23 protein-coding genes are annotated in these 24,737 nt (G+C 70.5%); 16 read left to right on the forward strand and 7 right to left on the reverse strand.

What is annotated here, in order from left to right; all coding sequences use genetic code 11:
• Positions 1-29: 29 nt before the first annotated feature.
• The 4 genes from MTS1_RS08980 to MTS1_RS08990 all read left to right on the forward strand — a co-directional run bounded on the left by MTS1_RS08980 (position 30) and on the right by MTS1_RS08990 (position 5,355).
• The gene (locus MTS1_RS08980) at positions 30-1,787 is read left to right on the forward strand and encodes an alkaline phosphatase family protein (protein WP_023953250.1); all 1,758 of its coding nucleotides are present in this window, start codon (positions 30-32) and stop codon (positions 1,785-1,787) included.
• A gap of 124 nt (positions 1,788-1,911) precedes the next feature.
• Entirely contained in the window at positions 1,912-4,233 is a 2,322-nt protein-coding gene (purL, locus tag MTS1_RS08985) for a phosphoribosylformylglycinamidine synthase subunit PurL (protein ID WP_023953251.1), read from the forward strand.
• A gap of 7 nt (positions 4,234-4,240) precedes the next feature.
• On the forward strand, positions 4,241-4,399 hold the full coding sequence (locus tag MTS1_RS16620; protein ID WP_023953252.1) for a hypothetical protein: 159 nt from the start codon (positions 4,241-4,243) through the stop codon (positions 4,397-4,399).
• 131 nt (positions 4,400-4,530) lie between these two features.
• Positions 4,531-5,355 carry a hypothetical protein gene (locus MTS1_RS08990; protein WP_023953253.1) on the forward strand — a complete coding sequence of 275 codons (825 nt, stop codon included), beginning with the start codon at positions 4,531-4,533 and terminating at the stop codon, positions 5,353-5,355.
• 50 nt (positions 5,356-5,405) lie between these two features.
• On the opposite strand, the gene MTS1_RS08995 is transcribed toward MTS1_RS08990, so the two are convergent.
• From MTS1_RS08995 to MTS1_RS09005, 3 genes are all read right to left on the reverse strand, one after another.
• On the reverse strand, positions 5,406-6,317 hold the full coding sequence (locus tag MTS1_RS08995) for a glycine betaine ABC transporter substrate-binding protein (RefSeq protein ID WP_023953254.1): 912 nt from the start codon (positions 6,315-6,317) through the stop codon (positions 5,406-5,408).
• A 72-nt stretch (positions 6,318-6,389) separates the two neighbouring features.
• Positions 6,390-7,313, reverse strand: a complete 924-nt coding sequence (locus MTS1_RS09000) for a proline/glycine betaine ABC transporter permease (RefSeq protein ID WP_023953255.1) — start codon at positions 7,311-7,313, stop codon at positions 6,390-6,392.
• Positions 7,313-8,638, reverse strand: coding sequence for a glycine betaine/L-proline ABC transporter ATP-binding protein (locus tag MTS1_RS09005; RefSeq protein WP_023953257.1), 1,326 nt, complete (start codon positions 8,636-8,638; stop codon positions 7,313-7,315). The genes MTS1_RS09000 and MTS1_RS09005 overlap by 1 nt, the downstream gene beginning before the upstream one ends.
• Before the next feature lie 346 nt (positions 8,639-8,984).
• On the opposite strand from MTS1_RS09005, the gene MTS1_RS09010 reads away from it, so the two are divergent.
• Together MTS1_RS09010 and MTS1_RS16065 are read left to right on the forward strand one after the other, a co-directional pair.
• Positions 8,985-9,629 (forward strand): N-acetyltransferase, encoded by a 645-nt coding sequence (locus MTS1_RS09010; RefSeq protein ID WP_052007642.1) that lies wholly within the window; start codon positions 8,985-8,987, stop codon positions 9,627-9,629.
• A complete protein-coding gene (locus MTS1_RS16065) occupies positions 9,616-10,137 on the forward strand; it encodes a TetR/AcrR family transcriptional regulator (RefSeq protein WP_023953261.1) in 522 nt (173 codons plus the stop codon). Before MTS1_RS09010 ends, MTS1_RS16065 begins: the two co-directional genes overlap by 14 nt.
• Before the next feature lie 3 nt (positions 10,138-10,140).
• Here MTS1_RS16065 and MTS1_RS09020 read toward each other — a convergent pair whose 3' ends face one another.
• Positions 10,141-10,437, reverse strand: coding sequence for a chorismate mutase (locus MTS1_RS09020; protein ID WP_023953263.1), 297 nt, complete (start codon positions 10,435-10,437; stop codon positions 10,141-10,143).
• An 87-nt stretch (positions 10,438-10,524) separates the two neighbouring features.
• On the opposite strand from MTS1_RS09020, the gene MTS1_RS09025 reads away from it, so the two are divergent.
• Complete coding sequence (locus MTS1_RS09025) at positions 10,525-11,673, forward strand: AI-2E family transporter (RefSeq protein WP_023953265.1); 1,149 nt, start codon at positions 10,525-10,527, stop codon at positions 11,671-11,673.
• 21 nt (positions 11,674-11,694) lie between these two features.
• On the opposite strand, the gene MTS1_RS09030 is transcribed toward MTS1_RS09025, so the two are convergent.
• Both MTS1_RS09030 and MTS1_RS09035 read right to left on the reverse strand, forming a co-directional pair.
• Complete coding sequence (locus MTS1_RS09030; protein WP_370576214.1) at positions 11,695-12,924, reverse strand: lactonase family protein; 1,230 nt, start codon at positions 12,922-12,924, stop codon at positions 11,695-11,697.
• Positions 12,872-14,158, reverse strand: a complete 1,287-nt coding sequence (locus tag MTS1_RS09035; RefSeq protein ID WP_023953269.1) for an adenylosuccinate synthase — start codon at positions 14,156-14,158, stop codon at positions 12,872-12,874. Before MTS1_RS09035 ends, MTS1_RS09030 begins: the two co-directional genes overlap by 53 nt.
• A gap of 142 nt (positions 14,159-14,300) precedes the next feature.
• Between MTS1_RS09035 and MTS1_RS16835 the strand changes: the two genes are divergently transcribed.
• Both MTS1_RS16835 and MTS1_RS09045 read left to right on the forward strand, forming a co-directional pair.
• Positions 14,301-14,798 carry a transporter substrate-binding domain-containing protein gene (locus MTS1_RS16835; RefSeq protein ID WP_023953270.1) on the forward strand — a complete coding sequence of 166 codons (498 nt, stop codon included), beginning with the start codon at positions 14,301-14,303 and terminating at the stop codon, positions 14,796-14,798.
• Entirely contained in the window at positions 14,795-15,775 is a 981-nt protein-coding gene (locus tag MTS1_RS09045; protein ID WP_036304720.1) for a cation diffusion facilitator family transporter, read from the forward strand. Before MTS1_RS16835 ends, MTS1_RS09045 begins: the two co-directional genes overlap by 4 nt.
• On the opposite strand, the gene MTS1_RS09050 is transcribed toward MTS1_RS09045, so the two are convergent.
• A complete protein-coding gene (locus MTS1_RS09050; protein WP_023953274.1) occupies positions 15,765-16,553 on the reverse strand; it encodes an inositol monophosphatase family protein in 789 nt (262 codons plus the stop codon). The two genes, MTS1_RS09045 and MTS1_RS09050, sit on opposite strands and share 11 nt — an antisense overlap.
• Before the next feature lie 343 nt (positions 16,554-16,896).
• Between MTS1_RS09050 and MTS1_RS09055 the strand changes: the two genes are divergently transcribed.
• Genes MTS1_RS09055 through MTS1_RS09085 form a run of 7 tightly spaced genes read left to right on the forward strand, consistent with a single transcriptional unit; the run spans position 16,897 to position 24,723 of the window.
• Positions 16,897-17,415, forward strand: coding sequence for a hypothetical protein (locus MTS1_RS09055; protein WP_023953276.1), 519 nt, complete (start codon positions 16,897-16,899; stop codon positions 17,413-17,415).
• Positions 17,412-18,374 carry an aminotransferase class I/II-fold pyridoxal phosphate-dependent enzyme gene (locus MTS1_RS09060; protein ID WP_023953278.1) on the forward strand — a complete coding sequence of 321 codons (963 nt, stop codon included), beginning with the start codon at positions 17,412-17,414 and terminating at the stop codon, positions 18,372-18,374. The genes MTS1_RS09055 and MTS1_RS09060 overlap by 4 nt, the downstream gene beginning before the upstream one ends.
• Complete coding sequence (locus tag MTS1_RS09065; RefSeq protein ID WP_023953280.1) at positions 18,371-19,672, forward strand: hypothetical protein; 1,302 nt, start codon at positions 18,371-18,373, stop codon at positions 19,670-19,672. Before MTS1_RS09060 ends, MTS1_RS09065 begins: the two co-directional genes overlap by 4 nt.
• Complete coding sequence (locus tag MTS1_RS09070; RefSeq protein ID WP_023953281.1) at positions 19,669-20,232, forward strand: dihydrofolate reductase family protein; 564 nt, start codon at positions 19,669-19,671, stop codon at positions 20,230-20,232. The genes MTS1_RS09065 and MTS1_RS09070 overlap by 4 nt, the downstream gene beginning before the upstream one ends.
• Positions 20,233-20,276: 44 nt before the next feature.
• Positions 20,277-21,515: an LLM class flavin-dependent oxidoreductase gene (locus MTS1_RS09075; RefSeq protein ID WP_023953282.1), complete on the forward strand. Its 1,239-nt coding sequence runs from the start codon at positions 20,277-20,279 to the stop codon at positions 21,513-21,515.
• A complete protein-coding gene (locus MTS1_RS09080; protein WP_023953283.1) occupies positions 21,512-22,837 on the forward strand; it encodes an NtaA/DmoA family FMN-dependent monooxygenase in 1,326 nt (441 codons plus the stop codon). The genes MTS1_RS09075 and MTS1_RS09080 overlap by 4 nt, the downstream gene beginning before the upstream one ends.
• Positions 22,834-24,723, forward strand: coding sequence for an FAD/NAD(P)-binding domain-containing protein (locus MTS1_RS09085; RefSeq protein ID WP_023953284.1), 1,890 nt, complete (start codon positions 22,834-22,836; stop codon positions 24,721-24,723). The genes MTS1_RS09080 and MTS1_RS09085 overlap by 4 nt, the downstream gene beginning before the upstream one ends.
• Positions 24,724-24,737: the final 14 nt, after the last annotated feature.

Consider the following 24,737-nt stretch of genomic DNA (forward strand, 5'->3'; position numbering starts at 1 on the left):
CGCCGAGCACCCAGGGAGGGAGGGGACCCGTGACCGACGACGATCGCGACGAGACGGACGCCTCCTGGGCCAGCCGACGCCCGTCGCGCCGCGACTTCCTGCGCCGCGCGGGCCTCGGAGCCGCAGGCCTCGCGGTCGGAGGCTCGGCCGGCGCGGCCGTGACGGCGGCGATGACCGCGCATCCGCCCGAGTTCGCGCCCCTCGCGGCGCGGAGCGTCGCCGGGTTCGACCACGTCGTGGTGCTCATGTTCGAGAACCGCAGCTTCGACAACCTGCTCGGCCACCTCTACACGGCCGACGAGAAGAGCGCGGCCGACTTCGACGGCATCCTGCAGGGCGACTACGCCAACACCGCCCCCGACGGAACCGTCGTGCCCGCGCACGTCTACACGGGCGCGACCGACCACATCATGCAGCAGCCGCAGCCCGACCCCGGCGAGACCTACCCGCACGTCAACACGCAGCTGTTCGGGACGATCGACCCGCCCGCCAACGCCGACATCGCCCGCAACGGGCTGCAGCCGCCCTACAACGCTCCCGCCGCGGGGAGCGCGCCCCGCAACGACGGGTTCGTGCACGACTACATCGTCAACTACCGCCTCGCGAAGAAGCGCGAGCCGACCGCCGACGAGTACGCCACGGCGATGGGCGGCTTCTCGCCCGAGATGCTGCCGGTGATCTCGACCCTCGCCCGTGAGTTCGGCGTCTACGACCGCTGGTTCGCCGGCGTGCCGTCCCAGACCTTCTGCAACCGCAGCTTCTTCCACGCCTCGACCTCGCACGGCTACGTCGTCAACCACACCGGCGACAACTACGACAAGTGGATCGACGCACCCGCAGCACCCACGATCTTCAACCGCCTCGAAGACGCCGGCCTGTCGTGGCGCGTCTACTACGACGCGACGCAGCTCGTCTCGCTCACCGGCATGCTCCACGCGCCCGTGCTCGAGCGGTACTGGAAGACGAACTTCCGCGTCATGGAGCAGTTCTACGAGGATGCCGCGAACGGCGAGCTGCCCGATTACGCGTTCATCGAGCCGCGCATGGTCTTCAATCACAACGACATGCATCCGCCCTGGGGCGCGACTCGCGAGGGCGAACTCGAGCTGCCCGACGGCAGTCGCATCCGCATCACCAACAGCGCTGACAGCGACGTCCGCGCCGGCGACAAACTCGCGCAGGACGTGTACGACGCGATCCGCACGAGTGCGTCGACCTCCGGCTCGAACGCCATGAACACGGCGCTCGTCATCACCTTCGACGAGCACGGCGGCACCTTCGACCACGTCGCGCCGCCGGCCGCGCCGCCGCCGGATGCGAGCGGACCCGGCGAGATGGGCTTCACGTTCGACCGCCTCGGTCTGCGGGTGCCGGCGATCGTCGTGAGCGCGTACACCGCCGCCGGGACAGTCATCCACGACGAGATGCACCACGGATCGGTGATCAACACGCTCTGCCGGCTGCACGGGCTGCGGCCGCTCAACGTCCGCGACGAGACCGCGAACCCGATCTTCAACGCCGTCAACCTCACGACGCCGCGCCAGCCCTACACCTGGCCGCAGCCGCAGTCGCTGTACGTGCCGCCCAATCCCGAGAAGGGCGCGACCAAGGCCCCCGACGAGAAGCACCACAAGCGCCCACTCACCCCGCCCGCTCGCGGACTGCTCGGGCTCCTGACGTCGCGCTTCGACCCCGGCAGCACGCTGCCCGCGACCTACGGCGAGGCGTACGACGCCCTCGTCGAGCACGGCACCGGTCTCTTCGGCGCATACAACGCGCCCTCCTGAGCGTCGACTCGCCAGAAGGCGCGGGTACCGGACCGCCCGCATCCGCATTTCCTGGCGACTCGACGGTTCGTCCCGCCAACTAGACTGATCGCGTCCGGCATCCCGAGTCCTGGAGTCCAGCCGCGTGAGCACCCCTGTCGCAGATACCGTCGAGAACGCCACCGCCACTCCGGAGCGTGATCAGCCCTACGGAGCCCTGGGCCTCAAGCCCGACGAGTACGCGAAGATCCGCGAGATCCTCGGCCGCCGCCCCACCTCGGGTGAGCTGGCGATGTACTCGGTCATGTGGAGTGAGCACTGCTCCTACAAGTCGAGCAAGAACTACCTGCGCCGGTTCGGCCAGAAGGTCTCCGACGAGATGAAGACCCGCCTCATGGTCGGCATGGGCCAGAACGCGGGCGTCGTCGACGTCGGTGAGGGCTGGGCGGTCACCTTCAAGGTCGAGTCGCACAACCACCCGAGCTACATCGAGCCGTTCCAGGGCGCCGCGACGGGTGTCGGCGGCATCGTCCGCGACATCATCTCGATGGGCGCGCGGCCCGTCGCCGTCATGGACCAGCTGCGCTTCGGCGCCATCGACCACCCCGACACCGCCCGCGTCGTGCACGGCGTCGTCAGCGGCATCTCGTTCTACGGCAACTGCCTGGGCCTGCCGAACATCGGCGGCGAGACGGTCTTCGACTCGGTCTACCAGGGCAACCCGCTCGTCAACGCCCTCGCGGTGGGCGTCATGCGCCACGAGGACATCAAGCTGGCCAACGCCACCGGCGCCGGCAACAAGGTCGTGCTGTTCGGAGCCCGCACGGGCGGCGACGGCATCGGCGGCGCGTCGATCCTCGCGTCCGACACCTTCGCCGACGGCGGACCCACCAAGCGCCCCGCCGTGCAGGTCGGCGACCCGTTCGCCGAGAAGGTGCTCATCGAGTGCTGCCTCGAGCTGTACGCGGGCGAGCTCGTCGAGGCCATCCAGGACCTTGGCGCGGCCGGCATCTCGTGCGCCACGAGCGAGCTCGCCGCCAACGGCGGATCGGGCATGCGCGTCGACCTCGAGAACGTGCTGCTGCGTGACCCCTCGCTCACGCCCGAGGAGATCCTCATGAGCGAGAGCCAGGAGCGCATGATGGCGATCGTCGCTCCCGAGAAGCTCGACGCGTTCCTCGCCGTCGTCGGCAAGTGGGATGTCGAGACGAGCGTGCTCGGCGAGGTGACCGGCGACGGCCGCCTGCAGATCTTCTGGCACGGCGAGAAGATCGTCGACGTCGACCCCTCGACCGTCGCGGTCGATGGTCCCGTCTACGACCGCCCGGTCGCCTACCCGACCTGGATCGACGGCCTGCAGGCCGACTCGGCGGCATCCTTCCCCCGCGCCACCGACGGCGAGGAGCTCCGCGACCAGTTCCTGCAGCTCGTCGGCAGCCCGAACCTCGCTGACACGAGCTGGATCACCAACCAGTACGACTACTACGTGCTCGGCAACACCGCGCTCAGCTTCCCCGACGACGCCGGCATGATCCGCGTCGACGAGGAGTCGGGCCTCGGCTTCGCGATCGCGACGGACTGCAACGGCCGCTACTGCCAGCTCGACCCGTACGCGGGCGCGCAGCTCGCCCTCGCCGAGGCGTACCGCAACGTCGCCGTCACGGGCGCCGTGCCCACCGCCGTGACCGACTGCCTCAACTTCGGAAGCCCCGAGAACCCCGAGGTCATGTGGCAGTTCGGCCAGGCCGTCGACGGGCTCTCCGACGCGTGTCTCGAGCTCGGCGTGCCGGTGACGGGCGGCAACGTCTCGTTCTACAACCAGACCGGCGACCAGCCGATCTTCCCGACCCCCGTCGTGGGCGTGCTCGGGATCGTCGACGACGTCGCCCGCCGCATCCCGTCGGGCTGGCAGGATGCCGGCGAGAACATCTACCTGCTCGGCACGACCGCCGAGGAGCTCGACGGCTCGGCCTGGGCCGACACGATCCACGGCCACCTCGGCGGACGACCCCCGAAGGTCGACCTCGCCGCCGAGAAGCGTCTGGCCGGCCTCATCCAGGCCGCGTCGCAGCAGGGACTCATCTCGGCCGCGCACGACCTGTCGACCGGCGGCCTCGGCCAGGCCCTCGCCGAGGCGACGACCCGCTTCGGCGTCGGCGCCCGCGTCTGGCTCAGCGAGATCGTCGAGCGCGACGGCGTCGATGTCGCGACCGCGCTGTTCAGCGAGTCGACCGGCCGCGTCATCGTCTCGGTGCCGCGCGAGGAGGACGTGAAGTTCCGCGGCCTGTGCGAGGGCCGCGACTACCCCGTCATCCGCATCGGCGTGACGGATGCCGCCGAGGGCGTCGAGTCGGTGCTCGACATCCAGGGCCTGTTCTCGGTGCCCGTCGCCGAGATCCGCGCCACGTCGCGCGCGACCCTGCCCGCCGCCTTCGGCGACATCGTCGACGAGGTGCCGACGTCATGAGCGCGGCATGAGCGGGCGCGACCTGACACCGCAGGGCGAGGACGACGAGTACGCCGGCTTCGCGCGCGGGCGCTCGCGTCGCCTGCGCGTGACCGCGTGGGTCGCGATCGTCTCGCTCATCCTCGTGGGCGGCGGCTCGACGGTCTTCGCGCTGCTCTTCGGCTGATACATCCGTAGGACCCGTGGGGCTGGTGTGGCCTCACGGCGGGTTCGACCGTACACCAGCACCACCAGTCCGACAGGTGTATCCCCAGCTGGCTCGAAGACGCGGCGCGTCGAGGTGCGTAGGCTGAAGAAGTGGATCCGATCCTCGCACTCGCGGCCGAGTGGTGGTGGATCGCGCCGGCGGGAGCCAGCGCGGGCGCCCTCGGCTGGGCCGGCCTGCGCCGGGGACGGCCGTCGCAGCGTCGCCTCGAGCTCGATGCCGCCCAGCTGGACCTCCGCCGCGCGCAGCAGGGCGTCACCCATGCCCGCGCGCAGCTGAAGGTCGCGCGCGCCGAGCTGATGCGCGCGCAGGCCGAGAAGGCGACGCCCCGGGCGACCGCGGGTGCGGTGCCCGAGGCCCGTCGTCGCCTGCAGATCGCCGAGCGCCAGGCACGGGCCGCCGTCGCCGAGCTGAAGGCGCGGCGCGCAGGCGTACAGGCCGCGCGCGCGATGATGCCCGCGTCGCGCAAGGAGGTCGACCGGATGCCGCTGGCCCGGCTGATGGCCGAGCACGACGCACTGCTGGCGCGGTGGATGGACTACGAGACCGATGCCGCGAAGGCCATCGGATTCCCGATGATGCTCGACGCCCGCTGGCCGCCGATGGACCTCTTCCTGCGCGAGCACCAGCAGGCGTCGTGGCTGCGCCCGGCCTCGCGCGAGGTTCGCATGGCCCCGGCCGACTACAGCGCCTATCGCGAAGCCGTCCGGCGCGCTACCCATGCCTTCGACGCCGCGGAGCGCGCCGCGCGGCAGGGCACGCCTCGCGAGCTTCCCGAGCCCGACGACCGTTCGCCCGATTGGGCCGAGGTCGCGCAAGACCTCCTCGACAACGCGCAACGCGCCATCACCCGGTCGACCGAGATGTGGAACCGGATGCGGCGCGACCGCCCGTCGCGCGGCGACCGGCCGGAGTGACGAAACCCCCGGGAGCAGCTCCCGGGGGTTTCGTCGTCACTCAGACGAGGTCAGCTGGTCTGCAGACCGTCGACCTGGCTGCCGTACTCCTCGAGCCAGGCTGTGATCGCCTCGGCTTCCTTGCCCTCGCCGTACTGATTCACGACCATGTCCTCGAGCGCGGCGTACTGCTCGTCGTCGAGCTTGATCTTGCCGATCAGCTCGGCGGCCTCGGGGTGCTCGTCGGCGAAGCCGGACGTCGCGAGGAAGTGCAGCGCCTCGGTGTCGCCCATCGCGCCGCGCGGGTCTTCGAGGTCCTTGAGACCGTAGCGCTCGTTGGCCCAGAACGGACGCCACGAGGTCACGACGATGTCGCGCTGCGCAGCGATCGCGGTGTCGAGCTCGGTGAGCATCGCCGCGGTCGACGAGGTGACGAGCTCGTACGTGCCGTCGAGGCCGTACTCGGGGATCATCGACTCCTGGGTCTGCTTGGTCAGCCCGGCGCCCGGCTCGATGCCGTAGATCTGCCCGCCGAAGCGGTCGGCGTTCGCAGCCAGGTCCTCGATCGAGGTGATGTCGACGTACTCGGGCACGGCGATCGTGAGCTTGGCGTTGTCGTAGTACGCGCCGAGGTCGTCGATCTGGTCGCCGTAGCGCTCCATGTACGAGGCGTGGGTGAGCTCGGGCCAGGCCGACGGGTAGATGTCGACGTCGCCCTGCGCGAGACCGGCGTAGAGCGGGCCCGCCTCGGTGAGCTCCTGCATCTCGACGGTGTAGCCGAGCTGCTCGAGCTGGTTCTCGAGCAGGTACGCCGTGCTGAGGCCGTCGGTCCACGAGGGCAGGTAGCCCAGCGTGATGGTGCCCTTGCTGTCGCCGCTCTCGCCAGAGCCGCCTTCGGCCTGGTTACCGCTCGCGCAGCCGGCGAGGGCCAGGGATGCCGCGGCGCCGAGCGCCACGATCCCGGTGAGGTGTCGCTTGTTCATCGTGTGCCTTCCGTATGGATTCATTCGTTCCGTATGGGTGGTGCAGGGAGGATACGTTCGGGATGCCGCGGCTCACGCAGCCGGGGCGAGCTCGCGCTTCTCCGCGGCGGTCGCGGCGGCGGCCGCGGTGCGACGGCGGCCGATCACGCCGAGGATCGAGCCCTTCTGGCCCTTCATGTCACCGAGGGCCGAGGTCAGGCGGTCGAGGTAGATCGCGAGAATGACGACGCTGAGGCCCGCCTCGACACCCGTGCCGATGTTGACGGTCGACATCGCCTGGACGATCTCCTTGCCGAGGCCGGGAGCACCGGCGATACCGGCGATGACGGCCATCGAGAGCGCGAGCATGATGACCTGGTTGACGCCCGTCATGATCGTCGGCATCGCGAGGGGCAGCTGCACGCCCCGCAGGATCTGCCCCGGCGTCGCGCCGAACGCGTGCCCGGCCTCGACGGTCTCGGAGTCGACGCTGCGGATGCCGAGCTCGGTCAGACGCACGCCCGGCGGCAGCGCGAAGATGACGGTCGCGACCAGACCCGGCACGAAGCCGATGCTGAAGAACACGATCGCGGGGATGAGGTAGACGAACCCCGGCATCGCCTGCATCAGGTCGAGGACGGGCTTGATGATCGCGCTGAAGCGGTCGCTGCGCGCGGCGAGGATGCCGAGCGGAACGGCGATGACGACGGCGATGAGCGTCGCGATGACGACGAGTGCGAGCGTCTGCATCGCGGTGACCCACTGGCCGACGCCGAGAATGATCGCGAACGAGATCGCGGTGCCGATCGCGAACTTCCACGAGCGCAGGAACCAGCCCAGCAGCGCCGCGATGACGATGACGACGACGATCGGTGCGCTCAGCAGCAGGTCGGCGAGCGAGCCGACCAGCCAGCCGACCGCGGTCGAGACCGCGCCGAGCAGCCAGGAGAGGTTGTCGCGGATCCAGTCGACCGCGACCTCGGCCCACTGGCCGAGCGGAATGCGGAACCCATCCATCAGCGCACCTCCCCGTTCTGGAGAGCGGCGCCGTCGACGGCGGTCGCCTCCGCGAGCACCTCATCGATCGCGGCCTGCGGCATCGGCTGCAGCGGGATCGTGATCTCCTCCGTCGCGCCGGGCCCGGGGCCGAGGGCGGCGAGCAGGGTGATGCGGGGGATGACGCCGACGAGGCGCCCCTCCGCGTCGGTCACGGCGAGCGGCAGCGGCGACTCGACGGCCGGGACGAAGAGGTTCATGAGCACCTCGTCCTGGCCGACGGTCTGCGGCGCGGGCTTGATGACCGAAGACAGCGCCGACTCGCCGCGGCGGACGAGCTTGACGGCGTCGCGGTCGGTGACGACACCGAGCAGTTTGCGGTCGCGCCCGACGACGTAGGCCGCCGACATGAAGGCATCCCGCATCTGTTTGAGGGCCACGCGAGGACCGGCGGATTCGGCGACGACGGGGCGCGGCCGCTCCATGACGTTCGCGGCCGTGAGGACGCGGGCGCGGTCGACGTCCTGCACGAACTGCTCGACGTAGTCGTTCGCCGGGTCGGTGAGGATGTCTTCGGGCGTGCCGATCTGCACGATGCGGCCGTCGCGCATGACCGCGATGCGGTCGCCGAGGAACATGGCCTCGTTGAGGTCGTGCGTGATGAAGATGATCGTCTTCTGCAGCTTCTGCTGCAGTTCGAGCAGCTGCTCCTGCATCTCGCGCCGGATGAGCGGGTCGAGCGCGCTGAAGGCCTCGTCCATGAGCAGGATGTCGCTGTCGGCGGCGAGCGCGCGGGCGATGCCGACGCGCTGCTGCATTCCGCCGGAGAGCGCCGACGGCAGCTTGTCGCCCCAGCCTTCGAGCCCGACGAGGGCGAGGATCTCCTCGGCCTTCGCGAGGCGCTCGACCTTGCCGACGCCGCGAAGCTCGAGCGGGTAGGCGACGTTGGCGGCGACGGTCCGGTGCGGGAGCAGGGCGAAGTGCTGGAAGACCATCGCGATGCGCTCGCGACGGATGCTGCGCAACCGGGCGGGCGCGACATCGGTGATCGAGTCGCCCTTCACGGTGATCGTTCCTGCGGTGGCGTCGTGCAGGCCGTTGAGCATGCGGATGAGGGTCGACTTCCCCGAGCCGGACAGGCCCATGATGACGAAGATCTCGCCGGGCTGGACGGTGAAGGAGGCGTCGATGACGGCGGCGGTCCCGGCGTCGGAGATCTCGTTGCGCTGGGCGCCGGCCCGCAGCTTCTCGACGATGGTCTTCGGGTTGCGCCCGAAGACCTTGTACAGATTCTTGGCTTCGAGAGCGGGGGACGTCTTTTCCCCCGAAGAAGACGGACTGGTCACAGGTCACCTCGGCAGCCGGTGCAGGCTGCATCGGTTACGCCCGGGTGGCGACCTCTCGGCGCGTCTCGCGACGGCGTCTCGGCTGCGGATGTCGGACCCACGAGCACAGGCCGCCGACCATACGCTCGCCGGTCTGGAACCTCAGGAGATTGCCACCAGCGACCGCGGACTGGTCGGGTAGTGGCCCGCGGAGGGCCTCATCCAACGTTTCACGTTCACAGGGAGGTCGCAAATCGAACCGAGGATTTGACCGCTGACCGGCCATTCGGATAAACGCGCGCGCACGCGCCCGAATGGACAGTCGACTCACAGACAACTGTATGTGCAGTGCACGTACAGTTACGGCATGACCCGTACGACGTCCCGCACCGTCACCCCTGTCACCCGCGGAGAGATCGACGTGGCGGCGGACCTGCTGACCCGCGCGTTCGCGAACGATGCCCCCACGCGCGCGCTGCTGCAGGAGCGCGCGCACGACGAGCGAGCGCGCCACCGCCTGTTCCGCGCCATCCTGCTGGGCGGCCCGTTGCAGAACGGCACCGTGGACGGCGTTCGCGATCCCGATACCGGGACGCTCATCGGGGTGGCCGTGTGGTCGCGTCCGGGCGACACCGGCATGCGCACGGCCGCCCTGCCCGAGTACGCCCGTGCGATCGGGATCGGGGGCCTCGCGCGCGCCCTCCGCGTGTCCGACGCGATCGACTCCCACCGGCCCGCCGTCCCGCACTGGTACCTCAAGGCGGTCGGCGTCGCGCCCGACGCGGTCGGCGGCGGCATCGGGGGAACCCTGCTGGCAGCTCGGCTCGAGCTGATCGACACCCAGGGCTCTCCCTCCTACCTCGAGTCGTCGAACGACCGCACGACCGCGCTGTACCGCCGGCACGGCTTCGTTCCGCTCACGCGGCTGCCCTGGCCCGACGGCGCCGGCCCGCTCGCGATGTGGCGAGCCGGTGACACCGCGGCGAGTGGAGCACCCCGTGCGGCCGAGTAACCGCGAGCTCATCATCGACGCGGCCGTCGAGCTGTTCGCGACCTCCGGGGCCGAATCGGTCACCTACGACGACCTGGCGGCGCAGACCGGTCTCACCAAGAGCGGCATCGTCTATCACTTCGCGACGCGGCAGCTGATCCTCGAGGCTGTCGCGGGCCGGCTGATCGACGGCTGGGCCGAGGCGGCGGCATCCCATGCGGCCGACGAACCCGACGATCCCCCGCACAGATTCGCCGCGTTCGTGGCCGGCATGCTCGAAGGAGACGCCACACCGGCCGAGCTGCGCCTCGCGGTCGAGACCATCGGCGGGCGGCGGATGCACGACGAATGGCATCGCATCCGGGCGCACTGGCTGCAGCCGGACGACGCCACACCCGCGCAGCTGACCGCCGTGGCAGCGGCACTGGGGCTGTGGGTGAGCCGGGCGACGGGGTTCCTCGACTTCGACGCGGTTCAGCGCGCGGCGATCGAGCAATCGATCCGGCAGCTCGCGGCTCCCGGCGACTGAGACTCAGTCGGCGATGTCCTCGGCCGCGATGCGGTGGTGGCGGATCACCTCGGCGACCACGAACCCGAACCACTTCTGAGCGAACTCGGGGTCGAGATCCGCCTCCTCGGCGAGACGACGCAGCCGGGCGATCTGCCGCTCCTCCCGACCAGGATCGGAGGCCGGCATGCCGTGCGTCGCCTTGAGCTCGCCGACCTGCTTCGTGCAGCGGAACCGTTCGGCCAGCATGAAGACGAGCGCGGCGTCGATGTTGTCGATGCTCGCGCGCAGGCGATGGAGTTCGGTCGTGGCGTCGGTCATGGTGGCTCCTCCCCCGCCGACCCTATCTGCTCGACGGCCTCCGCCCCGCCCCTCACGGAGCGCCGACCCCGCCTCTAGAGTGTGACCATGACGAAGCCTCGCTCGACCGGCCCCGCGCCCGCGGACCCCACCGTGCCCGTCTCCGAGCAGGCCACACGCGACCAGCCCATCTGGGGCGCGCTCTCCCGCCCGTTCGCCGCGGGCTTCTTCCTGGCGCTCGGCGCTCTCGCCGCGATCGTGCTCGGCCTCGCGATCTCGAGCCTGTCGACGGTCCTCATCTACGTCGCAATCGCCCTGTTCGTCGCCCTCGCGCTCGACCCGGTCGTGCGATTCCTCGTGCGCCGCGGCATCCCGCGAGCGTGGGGCATCGTGATCACGTTCGCCGCGCTCGCGCTCATCATCGCCGGCATCCTGTGGGTCGTCCTGCCGCCGGTCGTGCGCCAGGTCGAGCAGTTCGCGAAGGACGTGCCGAACATCGTCAACGATGTGCTGAAGAGCGAGACGGTCCGATGGGCCGAAGACACCTTCGGCGACAGCCTGAGCGACGTGATCAATGAGGTGCAGAGCTTCGTCACCAACCCCTCCAACATCGCCGCGATCGGCGGCGGCCTGCTGCAGGTCGGCGTCAACGTGGTGACCGCTATCTCGGGCTCGATCATCGTGCTCGTGCTGAGCCTGTACTTCCTCGCGTCGCTGCCCCGCATGAAGAACGCGCTCGTGCGCATCTCGCCGGCCCGGTCACGGGCCACGGTCGCCGACATGACCCGCCAGATCACCGAGTCGATCGGCGGTTACCTGTCGGGCATGGTCGTGCTCGCGCTCATGAACGCGACGTTCGCCTTCATCGTGCTCACCATCCTCGGCGTCCCGTTCGCGGCCCTCATGGCCGTGCTCGCTTTCGCGATCACCCTGATCCCCCTCGTCGGAACGGTGATCTTCTGGGTGGGCGCCTCCGTCATCACCCTGTTGACGAACCCGACTGCGCCGGTGCAGGCGATCATCTTCGCAGCCGTGTATCTCCTCTACATGCAGGTCGAGGCATACGTCCTGACGCCGCGGGTCATGAACCGCACGGTCTCGGTGCCCGGCTCACTCGTCGTCATCGGCGCGCTGGTCGGCGGCACGCTGCTCGGCCTGCTCGGCGCCCTCGTCGCGATCCCCGTCACCGCGTCGATCCTGCTGATCATCAACCAGATCGTCATCCCGCGTCAGGACGCCAAGAAGCTGCCCCACTGAGCCCCGCGGCGGGGCACGCGATCACGCGACCGGCAGGATGCAGGTCGGGCTCGGCGCTGTCACGCGGTGGCGCACGCGACCGGGCACGCCGGTCCGGGGGTCACGTGTCATCGACACGACCTCGCTCGAGAGCTGCCCGGCGACGAGCAGGGTGTCGCGCACGACGACGTGGTGGCGCGGCCAGTCGACGCCCGCATCGACGAGGGCGAGCTGCTCGAGCCGGTCGCCGGCGTCGCGCACGCGCAGCACACCGAGGGTGTTGCTGCCACGGACACCGGCATAGATGGCCTCGCCGTCCGGCGTCATGGCGATCTCAGCGGCGGTGTCGTCGTCGAGAGCGCCGAGAAGACCGGTCGCCGATAGCATCCGCCATCGCCCCTCACGGTCGGCACCGAGCACGAACACCTCGCGCGAGAGTTCCGTGAGCACGTACAGGTGGCCGCTCGGGTGCCAGAGCGTGTGGCGCGGCCCGCTGCCCAGCGGCAGGGCGACCTGCTCGACGAGCCGGAGCCCGCGCGGGCTGTCACGCCAGAAACGTACGAGGTCGAGGCCCATGTCGGTCGTGACGATGAGGCCGCCCGGCAGGTACCGCGCCTGGTGGGATCGCGACGGACGCGGGGCTTCGGCATCCTGATCGGGACCGGGATGCGGCGCGGCGGGCGCGTCGGAGCCGGGCACCAGATGGTCGAACTCGGGACCGGCCGCCTCTCGGAGCGCCCGCGCAGCGGCGGCCAGGTCGATGTCGTCCACCGTGGGCTCGGCCGGTGCGTCGGGCCCATACGGGTCGACGGCGGCGGGCGCGATCACGGGCGCTGACGGGATGCCGGCGGCGTCGACGCTCATGCGGACGACGCGGCCGTCGCTCCAGCAGCTCGCGACGAGCGATGCTCCGTCGGGGGCGACGGCGACGTGGCACACCGCCTCGCCCGCCGCGACGGGGCGGCCGAGCGGCGTCCACGCGTCGAGGCCGGTGCGCCGGTAGGCCTGCACCTCGCCACGGAACTCGAGAGCCGCATAGACGACGTCGAGGCGCGGGTGGCGGGCCACCCACGACGGCGACGACGCGGCGACGAACTCGGGCCGCAGCGAGAGCTGACCGTCCGCGGTGGCACCTTCGGGATCGCCGGCGTGCAGCAGCCCGATGCCGGCGGCTTCGCCGCCCATGTCGGCGGTGTAGCCGCCGAGCAGCAGCCGCACGTCAGTCGACGAGGTCGTGGCGGACGATGACGGCGTCGCGGGCGGGCCCGACACCGATCACCGAGATGCGGGTGCCGCTCATCTTCTCGAGGGCCAGCACGTACTCCTGGGCCGCGGTGGGGAGGTCGTCGAACGTGCGTGCCGTCGAGATGTCCTCCTTCCAGCCGGGGAAGTACTCGAGGATCGGCTTGGCGTGGTGGAAGTCGGACTGGTTGACCGGAACCTCGTCGAACCGCTCGCCGTCGACGTCGTACGCGACGCAGACCGGGATGCGGTCGAGCCCCGTGAGGATGTCGAGCTTGGTGAGCACGAGGTCGGTGATGCCGTTGATCCGCGTGGCGTAGCGGGTGATCGGGGCGTCGTACCAGCCGACCCGGCGGGGACGGCCGGTCGTCGTGCCGAACTCGAACCCGCGCGAGCGGAGGAAGTCGCCGTTCTCGTCGAACAGCTCGGTCGGGAACGGACCCGAGCCGACGCGCGTCGTGTATGCCTTGACGATGCCGACGATACGGTCGAGGCGGTTGGGGCCGACGCCCGATCCGGTCGCGGCGCCACCGGCGGTGGCCGACGACGACGTGACGAAGGGGTACGTGCCGTGGTCGACGTCGAGCATCGTGGCCTGGCCGCCCTCGAAGACGACCACGTCGCCGTTGTCGAGCGCCTCACTCAGCAGCAGGCCCGTGTCGCAGACCATCGGACGCAGGCGATCGGCGTACGAGAGCAGGTCTTCGACGATCTCATCGGCGGTGATCGCGCGACGGTTGAAGACCTTGACCAGCAGGTGGTTCTTCTGGTCGAGGGCGCCCTCGACCTTCTGCCGCAGGATGTTCTCGTCGAAGAGGTCCTGCACGCGGATGCCGACGCGGTTGATCTTGTCGGCGTAGGCCGGCCCGATGCCGCGGCCGGTGGTGCCGATCTGACGCTTGCCGAGGAAGCGCTCGGTCACCTTGTCGAGCGTGCGGTGATACTGAGTGATCAGGTGCGCGTTGGCGCTGACCTTGAGGCGCGAGATGTCGAGCCCGCGCGCCGACAGCGCCTCGAGCTCGGCGAACAGCACCTCGAGGTCGACGACGACGCCGTTGCCGATGACGGCGTTGACGCCCGGCGAGAGGATGCCGCTCGGCAGCAGGTGCAGGGCGTACTTCTCGTCACCGATGACGACGGTGTGCCCGGCGTTGTTGCCGCCGTTGAACTTGACGACCCAGTCGGTGCGGTCGCCCAACAGGTCGGTGGCCTTGCCCTTGCCCTCGTCGCCCCACTGGACGCCGACGATGACGATTCCCGGCATGCGGATCTCCCTTTCTGTCGAGGAGGGATTGCACCCCATCCTATCGACACGGACGCAACCCCCTTACGGAGATCGCGGCGCGCGCGCCAGGGTGATGGCGCAGATCGGATGTATCGATCAGACACGCAAGGAGGAAGGTCTCATGCACCACCGGCTCGCCGCAGCGGTCGGCGCGGTCCTGTTGCTGCTGACATCGTCGTTCGCGCTCACGGGGTGCGGGCTATCGATCCCCACCGACCCGTCGGGCACGCTCGCCTCGGTCGAGGGCGGCACATTGCGGGCCGGGGTCTCCCCCGACGATGAGTGGGTGCAGGTCGACGGCGACGAGCCGCGGGGCAGCGAGCCGGACGCGATCCGAGCCTTTGCCGAGTCACTCGACGCCGACGTGGAATGGACCGTCGGGTCGGAGGAGGCGCTGGTGCGCGAGCTCGAGAACGGCGGGCTCGACCTCATCGCCGGCGGCATCACCGACCAGACGCCGTGGACCGACAAGGCGGGGGTCACCCGCCCCTACGCCGAAGCGACGGCGAAGGACGGCAGCACGCTCAAGGTCGTCATGCTCGTGCCGCTCGGCGAGAACGCGTTCCTCTCGCGCCTCGAGACGTTCCTCTCGGAGCGGGCGAAGGCGGGCGAGCTGTGAACCGGTCGGAGGTGCGGTTCGGGCAGACCGAGCTGCCGGAACGTCAGGTCGAGGTGCTGCGCCGCGCGGTGCGGCTCGAGTGGATCACCATCGGGTTCCTCGCGGTGACGGTGACCCTCGTCTTCCTCGTGCTCGGCAATTCGCAGGCGATGAAGGCGGCGTGGATCGAGGACCTGCTGTCGTTCATCCCGCCGCTGGCGTTCCTCATCGCTATCCGGGTCAACCGTCGGCGGCCGACGCTCCAGCATCCGTACGGCTATCACCGCTCGGTCGGGGTCGGCCACCTGGTCGCGGCCGTGGCCCTGACCACGATGGGCACCTACCTGATCGTCGAGTCGGGGATCGGGCTGCTGAGCGGCGAACACCCGACGATCGGGACGGTCGAGCTGTTCGGCGCGTCGATCTGGCTCGGGTGGCTCATGATCGGCGTCATGGCGATGACCGCCGTGCCGCCCGTCCTCCTCGGGCGCGCGAAGCTCAAGCTGGCGCGCGAGCTGCACAACAAGGTGCTCTACGCGGATGCCGACATGAACAAAGCCGACTGGATGACGGCCGTCGGCTCGATCGTCGGCGTCACCGGCATCGGGCTCGGGTTGTGGTGGCTCGACGCGGCGGCGGCGCTGTTCATCGCGTCGGGCATCCTGCGCGACGGACTGAAGAACCTGCGGGCCGCGATCGTCGATCTCATGGACGCGCGCGCCACGACGTTCGACGAGGCCGAGCCCCATCCGCTCGCAGGCGAGATCGACGCGTACCTCGCAGGTCTGCCCTGGGTGTCGGCTGTCGGCAGCCGGGTGCGCGACGAGGGGCACGTGTTCCACGTCGAGTCGTTCGTCGTGCCGCGCGACGGGCGCATGCCGAGCCTCGACGAGCTGGAGGCTGCCCGCGAAGGCTGCGTCGAGCTCGACTGGAAGGTGCAGGACATCGTGCTCGTGCCCGTCCGCGAACTGCCGATCGTCGTGCCGGTCAGCGAGTGACGAGCTCGCGCAGCGCTGTGACGACATCCGGCCGGCCGACGATGACCAGGTCGCCGTCTGCGGAGGTCCAGGATGCCGCTCCCGCCTCGGTCGCGATGAGCGCGCCGCCGACGAGGTCCCAGATCTCGTTGCGGTAGGCCACGAGGGCGCCGAGCCCGCCCGTCACGAGCAGCGCCCAGTCGGACGACGGAGCCCAGCTGCGCAGCACCCGCTTCGCGCGGCGCTCGAGGCGGTCGAACAGCTGGTTGCGGCGCGGGTCGTCATGACCGACGCCGTAACCCTGCGTGAACGCGACGGTCGCGTGCGAGAGCTCTCCTGCTCCGTCGATGGCGAGGCGGGACGCCGCGACTCCGGCTTCCGGGGAAGCGCCGGCGGAGAACGCCCCGCGGCCCTCGATAGCCCAGAAGGTGCGGTGGCGCGGTGAATCGTGCACGACAGCCATGACCGGTCGCTCGTGGTGGCAGAGCGTGATGCAGACGCCGTACACGTCGAGTCCCAGCACGTAGTTGTGCGTGCCGTCGAGCGGGTCGATCAGCCAGCGCCACTCGCTGCCTTCCGCGCCCTGCTCGCCGCCTTCCTCGCCGCGGATCGCATGGTCCGGGTACTCGCGACGGAGGGCCGCGACGATCCGGCGCTCGGCCTCGCGATCGACGTGCGTCACCAGGTCGGCGCGGTCGCCCTTCGCGTGGACGCGGGCGGTCGCCCGCTCTGCGACGGCGAAGTCACCGACCTCCCGTGCGAGGGCGATGGCGAGGTCTACGGCGCGCTGGAGATCCACCCATCTGACGCTAGCGGGCGCCACCGACAATGAAAACCCGCCAAAAGTGGCCGAGAACACCAGCGGCCCATTGAGGGCATATCCCGACGCCGGTAAATTCCCGCACCACGGGGCGCAAAATGTGCGTCTTATTCCGAAAACTCCGAGGCCGGATATCGGCAGAAAGGAGCGAGCATGGATGCCATCGCTGACCTCATCGAAGCGCGACACCTGGATCAGCTGAAGCAGGTCCACATGGACTGCTGCGCAGTGATCGACGAACCGAAGTGATCACACCGGGCGGCGGGGCGGACCGAGAGCGCACCCGCCGCCCTCCGTGCCGCAAATGAAGGAGAGGCGACTCATGCTCACGAGGAACTACGTCGAGACGGTTCGCAGCCGTGTCGACGAAAAAGGACTGGCCTGCACCGACCGACATATCATCGAGTGCCTGAAATACCTCGCGATCATGTCGGGCACCAGCGGGCGACGAATAGTCGTCACTCCGGAAGTCGACGAGGTCTGGCACGAGCTCATCGTGCAGACAGGCCCATATTTCGCCCTGTGCGAAGCCCTGCCGGGTGGCAGGTACGTTCACCACGCCTCGATCACGCCGGACGCATACGCCGCGCGGACGGGAGAGCGGGAGTTCGTCGCCGAGTTCCTCCGCTGGGTCCCGGACTACGTGCACAGCTTCGGGCCTTTCGATCCGGAGCGTGCGGAGCACTGGACAGTGGTCGGGTTCCTGCGTTCCGAGCTCGGAATGACGCTCGACGAGATCAACGCAGTCGCGGCATCCGCTCAGCCCGAGGCAGCACTGCCGCCGGACTCACCATGGCGCATCCTCGCGCACGACGATCTCGAGATGCTCCTGGCCGCGTGAATCCGGACTACGCGCTGAGCCCGCCCTCGCGGGTGTCGTTCGCAACGCACGACCGTGATGTCGATGTCGCCTGGAAAGCCGAGGTCCTCGAGCGGGTGCGCCTCTCGCGCTGGAACACCTACGTCGGCCTCGACGGACGGCAAGCAGCCCGAGACTTCGCGGAGCGTCTCAGGCTCGACCCCGGGGGCGACCGGCGCGGGTCGCTCCACCGCGGCGCGGAAGCCGCGCTGAAATGCCTGATCGAGCACCGGGCGCCCGAACGACTGTGGGTCCCGGCGCACGGGTACCCCGGATTCGCTCGCGTCGCGTCATCCTGCCGCATCCCGCTCCTCACGTACGCCGACCTCGACGATCTCGCGGGGTCGCGCCGCGGCGACCTCGTCGTCATCACGACGCCGTCGTCGCCTATCGCGACGGCGGATGCCGGCGATCTCCTCCGGGCGCTGGCGGGAAGGGGCGCCCAAGCCGTTGTCGACGCGACATTCTCGCTTCTCGACCCCGACGGCGTCGCCGGGCTCGCACCCCTGCTGCGCCTGACCGACGCGCCGGTGATCGTCAGCGCGTCGAAATCGCTGGGCCTGGCCGGCATCCGTCTCGGCGTTCTGCTCGATGGCGGACCCGGACCGCACGTCATGCCGAACCCGATGGAGCTCGATGTGTTCCAGTGCGCCGTCTGGGACGCATTCATCGATGGCGACAACCTTCGCCGTCGCGCCCACGACGTGGGTACACGCCAGCGGAAGCTGCACCATCGGCTGCGACGCGCACTCGAGCGTCTCGAGGCGGAGGTGATGTACGCGTCGAACAGTTTCGCGATCACAGTCCGGCGGGGCTCCGTCCCCGAGCCCGCGCTGGGGGACCACGGCTGGAAGGAGTACCCACTCCTCAACGCCCTGCGTCTCGATGCCTCGGATCGGGTGGCCGCCTCGATCGAGGCGTGGACAGGAGCCCCATCATGAGGCGCGACTATCTGGGGCGGGCCGCTCTGGCGGCATCCGCGATGTTCCTGCCGGGGATCGGCAGCGTCGTCATCCTGCTGATCATGGCGACGGCCTACTCCGACGACGTGCAGGCGGCGATCGGGCTGGGCGGCTCGACCGCCGCGATCGTGACGGTCGTGGCATCCGGTTTCGTGGTCACCACCATTCGTGCACGCACGGCGGGACGCTCCCTCCAGGGCGAGCTGACGGGTTCCGTCAGGGCAGCGATGCTCCTGCTGCTCGCATCGATCGCGATCGCCTTGCTCAGCCCGGTGCTCTCCCGCTCGGACGCGGGCGGGTTCTTCGCCGCGTACTGGATCGCCACCATCCCGGCGACGGTGCTCACGCCGATCGGCTTCGTCTTCAACGGCGCGTTCCAGGCGCTGCACCGCGATGGCACGAACCTGATCACCGCGGTCACCGGGACGCTCGTGAAAGCGGCCGTCGCGGCGGTCGTCGTCGTGCTCGGCGCCTCACCGCTTGCTGCCGTCGCGGCGGTGGGGGCCACGACGTCGGTCGCGTCGATCCTGGGAGCGCTGGTACGAGGATCCCAGCTCGCGCGGGCGGACATGATCTCGTGGCCCATGTTCGCGGCGGCGACGCGAGACGCTCTCGCGCACCCCGTCGCGGTGGTCCGCTCGCTCGGCGAGCGTGCTGCTGCGTCGGTCGACGGGTTGGTCTTCCTGGTCGCCTTCACCGCGGCGATCCTGGTGGCCACAGCGCACTCCCCCGCAGACGGCGCTGTCGTCGCGCTCTCGGTGGCGGTGATGCGCTCGGTCATCGTCCCGTTGAAGCAGTTCGGCGTGGTCGGGGCGCGATTCGTCATCGCCGAGCGCGGGCGCGAGCGCGAGGACGCCATGCGTCTGTCGACGGTCCAGACGAACTGCTTCGTCCTGCTCGCGGCGATCGCGGTGGCGCTCGCGATCTCGCGCCTCGCCCTACCGGTCTTCGACCAGCTCGGCTGGCTGCTCATAGCGATGATGGCCGTGCAGCTGCTCATCGAACCGTGGGCAGGCGTTCTCTACTCCTACCGGAAGATCGCGCTGTCGACGGCGGCCGGGCTGCCCGCCCTCGGGATCGCTTACGGGGCGGTGGCCGGCCCTGGGTTGACGCTGCTCGCCGTCACGCGTTCCGGCTCGGCGGAGGCCATCTGGGCGGTCCTGCTCGCGACGCGCGTCGTCTTCGCCGTGCTTTTGGCCTGGACTCCTCGCATATCGATGCCCGCAGGTCCAGACTGGCGTCGCGGCGTCATCCGCCGCAGGCGGGATGCGACATGAGACCTCTCCGGTATTCGATCAATGTGACGCTCGACGGCTGCTGCCACCACGAGGCGGGCCTGCCGCCCGACGAGGAATCGATGGATTTCTGGACAGCGCAGATGGCCGGCGTCGACGCGCTGCTGCTCGGGCGGGTGACGTACGCGATGATGGCGGCGGCCTGGCGGCGGCCGCCTTCGGGCGAGTGGCCCGCCTGGATGGATGACGCCGAGGTCAGGTTCGCCGAGGCCATCGACGGCGCGCGGAAGTTCGTCGTGTCGTCGACTCTCGCGGACCCCGACTGGAACGCCGAGCTGATCTCGGGCGACCTCGAGACAGCCGTCCGCGCGTTGAAGGCCGAGCCGGGCACCGGGCTCTGGGTCGGCGGCGTGACCCTGCCGACCGCCCTGGCGAACCTCGGCCTCATCGACGAGTTCGAGTTCCTCGTGCAGCCGGTCGTCGCGGGGCGCGGACCGACCCTGCTCGCGGGCATGGAACGGCAGATCGAACTCGACCCCGTGGACCGCACGGCGTTCCGCTCCGGGGCCGTCGCGACGCGATATCGGCTCCGCAGCGCCTGACCCGGGCTCCCGCCGCGAACTCCGGTTACGACAGGTGTCGCCGGATGACGCGCGCCCTTGGCAGCGCCGAGGGCGAGGTCGACAGTGGGCTCATGTCTCACCGCATCCATCTCGCCGTCGCTCTCGAGCGGGCCGGCTGGCACCCCGCCGCGTGGCGCGCCGCGGGCCTCTCGCCACGCGCGCTCACCACACCGCGTCACTGGGCCGAGCAGGTACGCGTCCTCGACCGGGCGGGCGTCACCTTCGCGACCATCGAAGACGCGCTCACCCTGACCGATCGCTCCGAGAACGCCGACGCCCCCGACCCGCAGCGCCTGCACGGCCGCGTCGATGCGGTGCTGCTCGCCGCTGCGCTCGCGCCGCTCACCCACCGGATCGGCCTGATCCCGACGGTCACGACGACGCACACCGAGCCGTTCCATGTGGCCACCGGCATCCAGACGCTCGACTTCGCCAGCCGCGGCCGCGCGGGCGTCCGCCTCGTCGTCGGCGGGTCGGCAGCCGAGCGGGCGAATTTCGGGCGCCGCGACGAGATCGACCTCGAGACCGGGTTCCGCGAGGCGGGCGAGGTCGCCGACGCGATCGGACGCCTGTGGGACTCCTGGCAGGACGACGCGATCATCCGGGATGCCGCGAGCGGCCGATTCGTCGACGCCGACCGCATCCACAACATCGAGTTCACGGGCGAGTTCTTCTCGATCACCGGCGCGTCGATCGTGCCCCGGTCACCCCAGGGCCGCCCGATCATCTCGGTGCTCGCGCATCAGACGGTGCCGTTCCGACTGGCTGCCGAGCACGCCGATGTCGTGTTCGTCACGCCCCACGACGAGGCCGCGGCCACCGGGATCCTCGCCGAGCTCGACGGCGCCGCCGCCGAGCTGCGCCGCTCTCCCGAGCGGCTGCGCGTGTTCGCCGACGTGATCGTGCTGATCGAGGAGACATCGTCCGCCGCACGCGAAGCGCTCGCGCGGCTCGACGACCTCGCCGGAGCCGAGTTCCGCTCCGACGCGCGGATCATCGCCGGAACGCCGACCGAGGTCGCCGAGCACCTCCGTGCCCTCGCCGAGACCGGCGTCGACGGCGTGCGGCTGCGTCCCGCACGTCAGCCCGACGACGTCGTCGCGATCGCGGAGCGGCTCGCTCCGCTGCTGCGCGCGACCCGCGTGCTGCGCGACGACGACGCGGCCACCCTGCGCGGCCGCCTCGGCCTGCCGCGGCCCGCCAGCCGGTACGCCACCACGTCGCACGATTCCGCCCCGGCACGAGAGAAGGTCGCCCTGTGAGCCGTTCGCCCCGCCAGATCCACCTGGCCGCACACTTCCCCGGCGTCAACAGCACGACCGTCTGGACCGATCCCACGTCGGGCAGCCAGATCGACTTCGCGGCGTTCGAGTACTTCGCCCGCACCGCCGAGCGCGGGTTCTTCGACTACGTGTTCCTCGCCGAAGGGCTGCGGCTGCGCGAACACAAGGGCCACGTGCACGAGCTCGACGTGCTCGGCCGCCCCAACACGCTTGCCATCCTCGCGGCGCTCACGGCGGTCACCGACCACGTGGGTCTCGTCGGCACCCTGAGCACGACGTTCAACGAGCCGTACGAGCTCGCCCGCCAGCTCGCGACGCTCGACCACCTGTCCGGCGGCCGCGCCGGATGGAACGCCGTGACGAGCTCCGACGCCTTCCACGGCGCGAACTTCCGCCGCGGCGGGTTTCTCGACCACGCCGATCGGTACGAGCGCGCGAAGGAGTTCGCCGCGCTGTCGAAGAAGCTCTGGGACTCGTGGGACGAGGGCGAGGCGCTGCCGCGCCGCATCCGCCACTCCGGCCCGCAGTTCGATGTCGACGCCCTCTTCGACGTGCCCCGCTCGCCGCAGGGGCGCCCGGTGATCGTGCAGGCCGGCGACTCCGCCGACGGGCGCGACTTCGGAGCTGAGCACGCCGAGGTGATCTTCTCGCTGCATCAGGACTTCGACGCGGCCCGCGTGTTCTACGACGACGTCAAGGGCCGCCTGGCCGCCTGGGGTCGTGACGAGGACTCGCTGAAGATCCTGCCCGCCGCGACGTTCGTCATCGGCGACACGGATGCCGAGGCGCGCGAGCGGTCGCGCGAGATCGCGCTTCAGCAGGTGCGGCCCGAGCAGGCACTGACCTACCTCGAGCAGGTCTGGGGTCGCGACCTCAGCGGCTACGACCCCGACGGCCCGCTGCCCGACGTCGAACCCGACACCGGATCGGAGACGGCACGCGGCTGGGCCAACCGCCACAAGGCCGTGCAAGCGCGCATCGCCTCGTTGCGCGACCTGTCCGCGGCGGAGGGTCTGAGCGTGCGCGAGCTCGTCATCCGGCTGACGGCGAAGCACACGTTCGTCGGCACGCCCGAGCACATCGCGGGCGAGATCGACCGCTACGTGCAGGAGCGGGCGACCGACGGCTTCACCGTCGTCGGCCATCTGACGCCGAACGGGCTCGACGAGTTCGCCACCCGCATCGTCCCCCTCCTGCAGGAGCGCGGGTCGTACCGCGACTCGTACGACGAGAGTGCGACGCTGCGCGACCTGCTCGGGCTGCCGGCCGCGGTTCCGGCCCCCGCATCCGTACCGGCGTGAGCGTCCACCGGCTCGTCTTCGTGGGCGCCGGCCCGCGCGCGATCATGCTCCTCGAGCGGATCGTCGCGCGGTTCGGCGCCGCGGCGGGCACGGCGGACGCTCGTACCGTCGGTGCACCGCGGCTGCACGTCGAGCTGATCGACCCGCATCCCCCCGGTGCCGGCCGGATCTGGCGGCGAGCGCAATCGCCGCTGCTGAAGCTCAATTCGATGGCGCGCGACGTGACGGTCTTCACCGACGACAGCTGCACGATCGACGGCCCGATCCGCCCGGGGCCCTCGCTCATCGAGTGGGCCGAGCTCTGGCGCAGCGGCGAGCTGACCGCGACCGGCCGAGGCATCGAGATCGACGACGAGGTCGCCGCGGCCGAGGCACGCGGGCTGCGCGGCGACAGCTTTCCCACGCGGCGGCTGCACAGCTACTACCTGGAGTGGTTCTACCGACGCACGGTCGCCGAGGCGCCGACCGGCGTCACGGTGCGCTGGCGGCCCGACACCGTCGCGAGCGTGAGCCCGGAGAATCGCGTGACCCTGTCGAGCGGCCTCGAGCTCGAGGCCGACGGCGTCGTGTTCGCGCTGGGTCACACCGGTCGCGAACCGGACGCCATCACCGCCGACCTCATCGCGGGAGCCCGCCGCGGACGGCTGCAGTACGTGCCGCCGGCTTTCACCGCCGATGCCGACCTCTCCCATCTCGGAGCCGGCGACGACGTCATCGTGCGGGGCATGGGGCTGGCCGCGGTCGACCTCGTCGTGCTGCTCACTCAGGGCCGTGGCGGACGCTTCGTCGACGACGGCGGCGCCCTGCGGTACGTCGCCTCGGGGCGTGAGCCCCGCCTGCATCTCGGGTCGCGCCGGGGTGTGCCCTACCGTTCCAAGGTGTCGTCGGCGATACAGGGCGACGCGCCGCAGCGCGAGGTGCTGACGCCCGCGGCGATCGCCGAGCTGGTGGCCCGCCCCGGTCTCATCGACTTCGAGGCCGATGTCTGGCCGCTCATCGCGGGCGAGCTGCTGCACGGCCACTACCGCGAGCTGTTCACGGGCCACCCCGACCGTGTCGTAGGCGACTGGCCGACCTTCCGTGCGGTGCTGCAGTCGCACGCGTGGGACGACCCGGCGCTTCTGGAGGCGATCGCGGCGGCGGTGCCCGACCCGCTCGACCGGTTCGACGTCGCGTCGCTCGACCGCCCGCTGGCCGCGAAGACCTTCACCGATCGCGAGGACGCGCACGACCGCGTGCGCGCCCACATCGTCACCGACCTGCATCTGCGCACGTCGCCGAAGCGCAGTGCCGCGCAGGGCGTCTTCCTGGCCGCCTTGCTGTCGTTCCTCGCGCTTGCCGAGATCCCCGCGGTGCGGTGGAACGAGCGCTCGCGCACGCAGTCGCTGCCGGGGCGGTGGCACACCTTCTTCAGCTATGTCGCGAGCGGCCCGCCCGCACATCGCCTCGAGGAGCTCCTCGCCCTCGCGGATGCCGGGGTCGTCCGCTTCCTCGGACCCGAGATCGGTGTCCGCATCGATCCGCAGCGCGGCTTCGTCGCCTCGAGCCCGCGGGTCCCGGGCGAGACGGTCGCCCGCAGCCTCGTCGACGCGTGGGTCCCCGGACCCGGCGCCGCCCTCAGCGAGAACCCCGTGCTGCGCGCGCTCGCCCGGCAGCAGGGCTCGGTGGCGCGGGTGCTGACCGACGCCGACGGCCGCGTGCTGACGGCGGACGGCGTGCCGACGGCATCAGTCTTCGCGCTCGGACCGTTCACGTCGCTGCCCGAGAGCGGCGCCTTCACCCGCCCGGGGTCGAACGCGCTCTCGATCCGCCAGACGGATCGCACCGCCGGCGCCATCGTCGCCACCGTTCTCGACGCAGCCGCGCCGCTGGTTAGGGTAACCTAACGTGCGGCCGGATC

Origin of the sequence: Microbacterium sp. TS-1 (assembly GCF_000509385.1) — a bacterium.
GTDB classification, from domain to species: Bacteria; Actinomycetota; Actinomycetes; order Actinomycetales; family Microbacteriaceae; genus Microbacterium; species Microbacterium arborescens.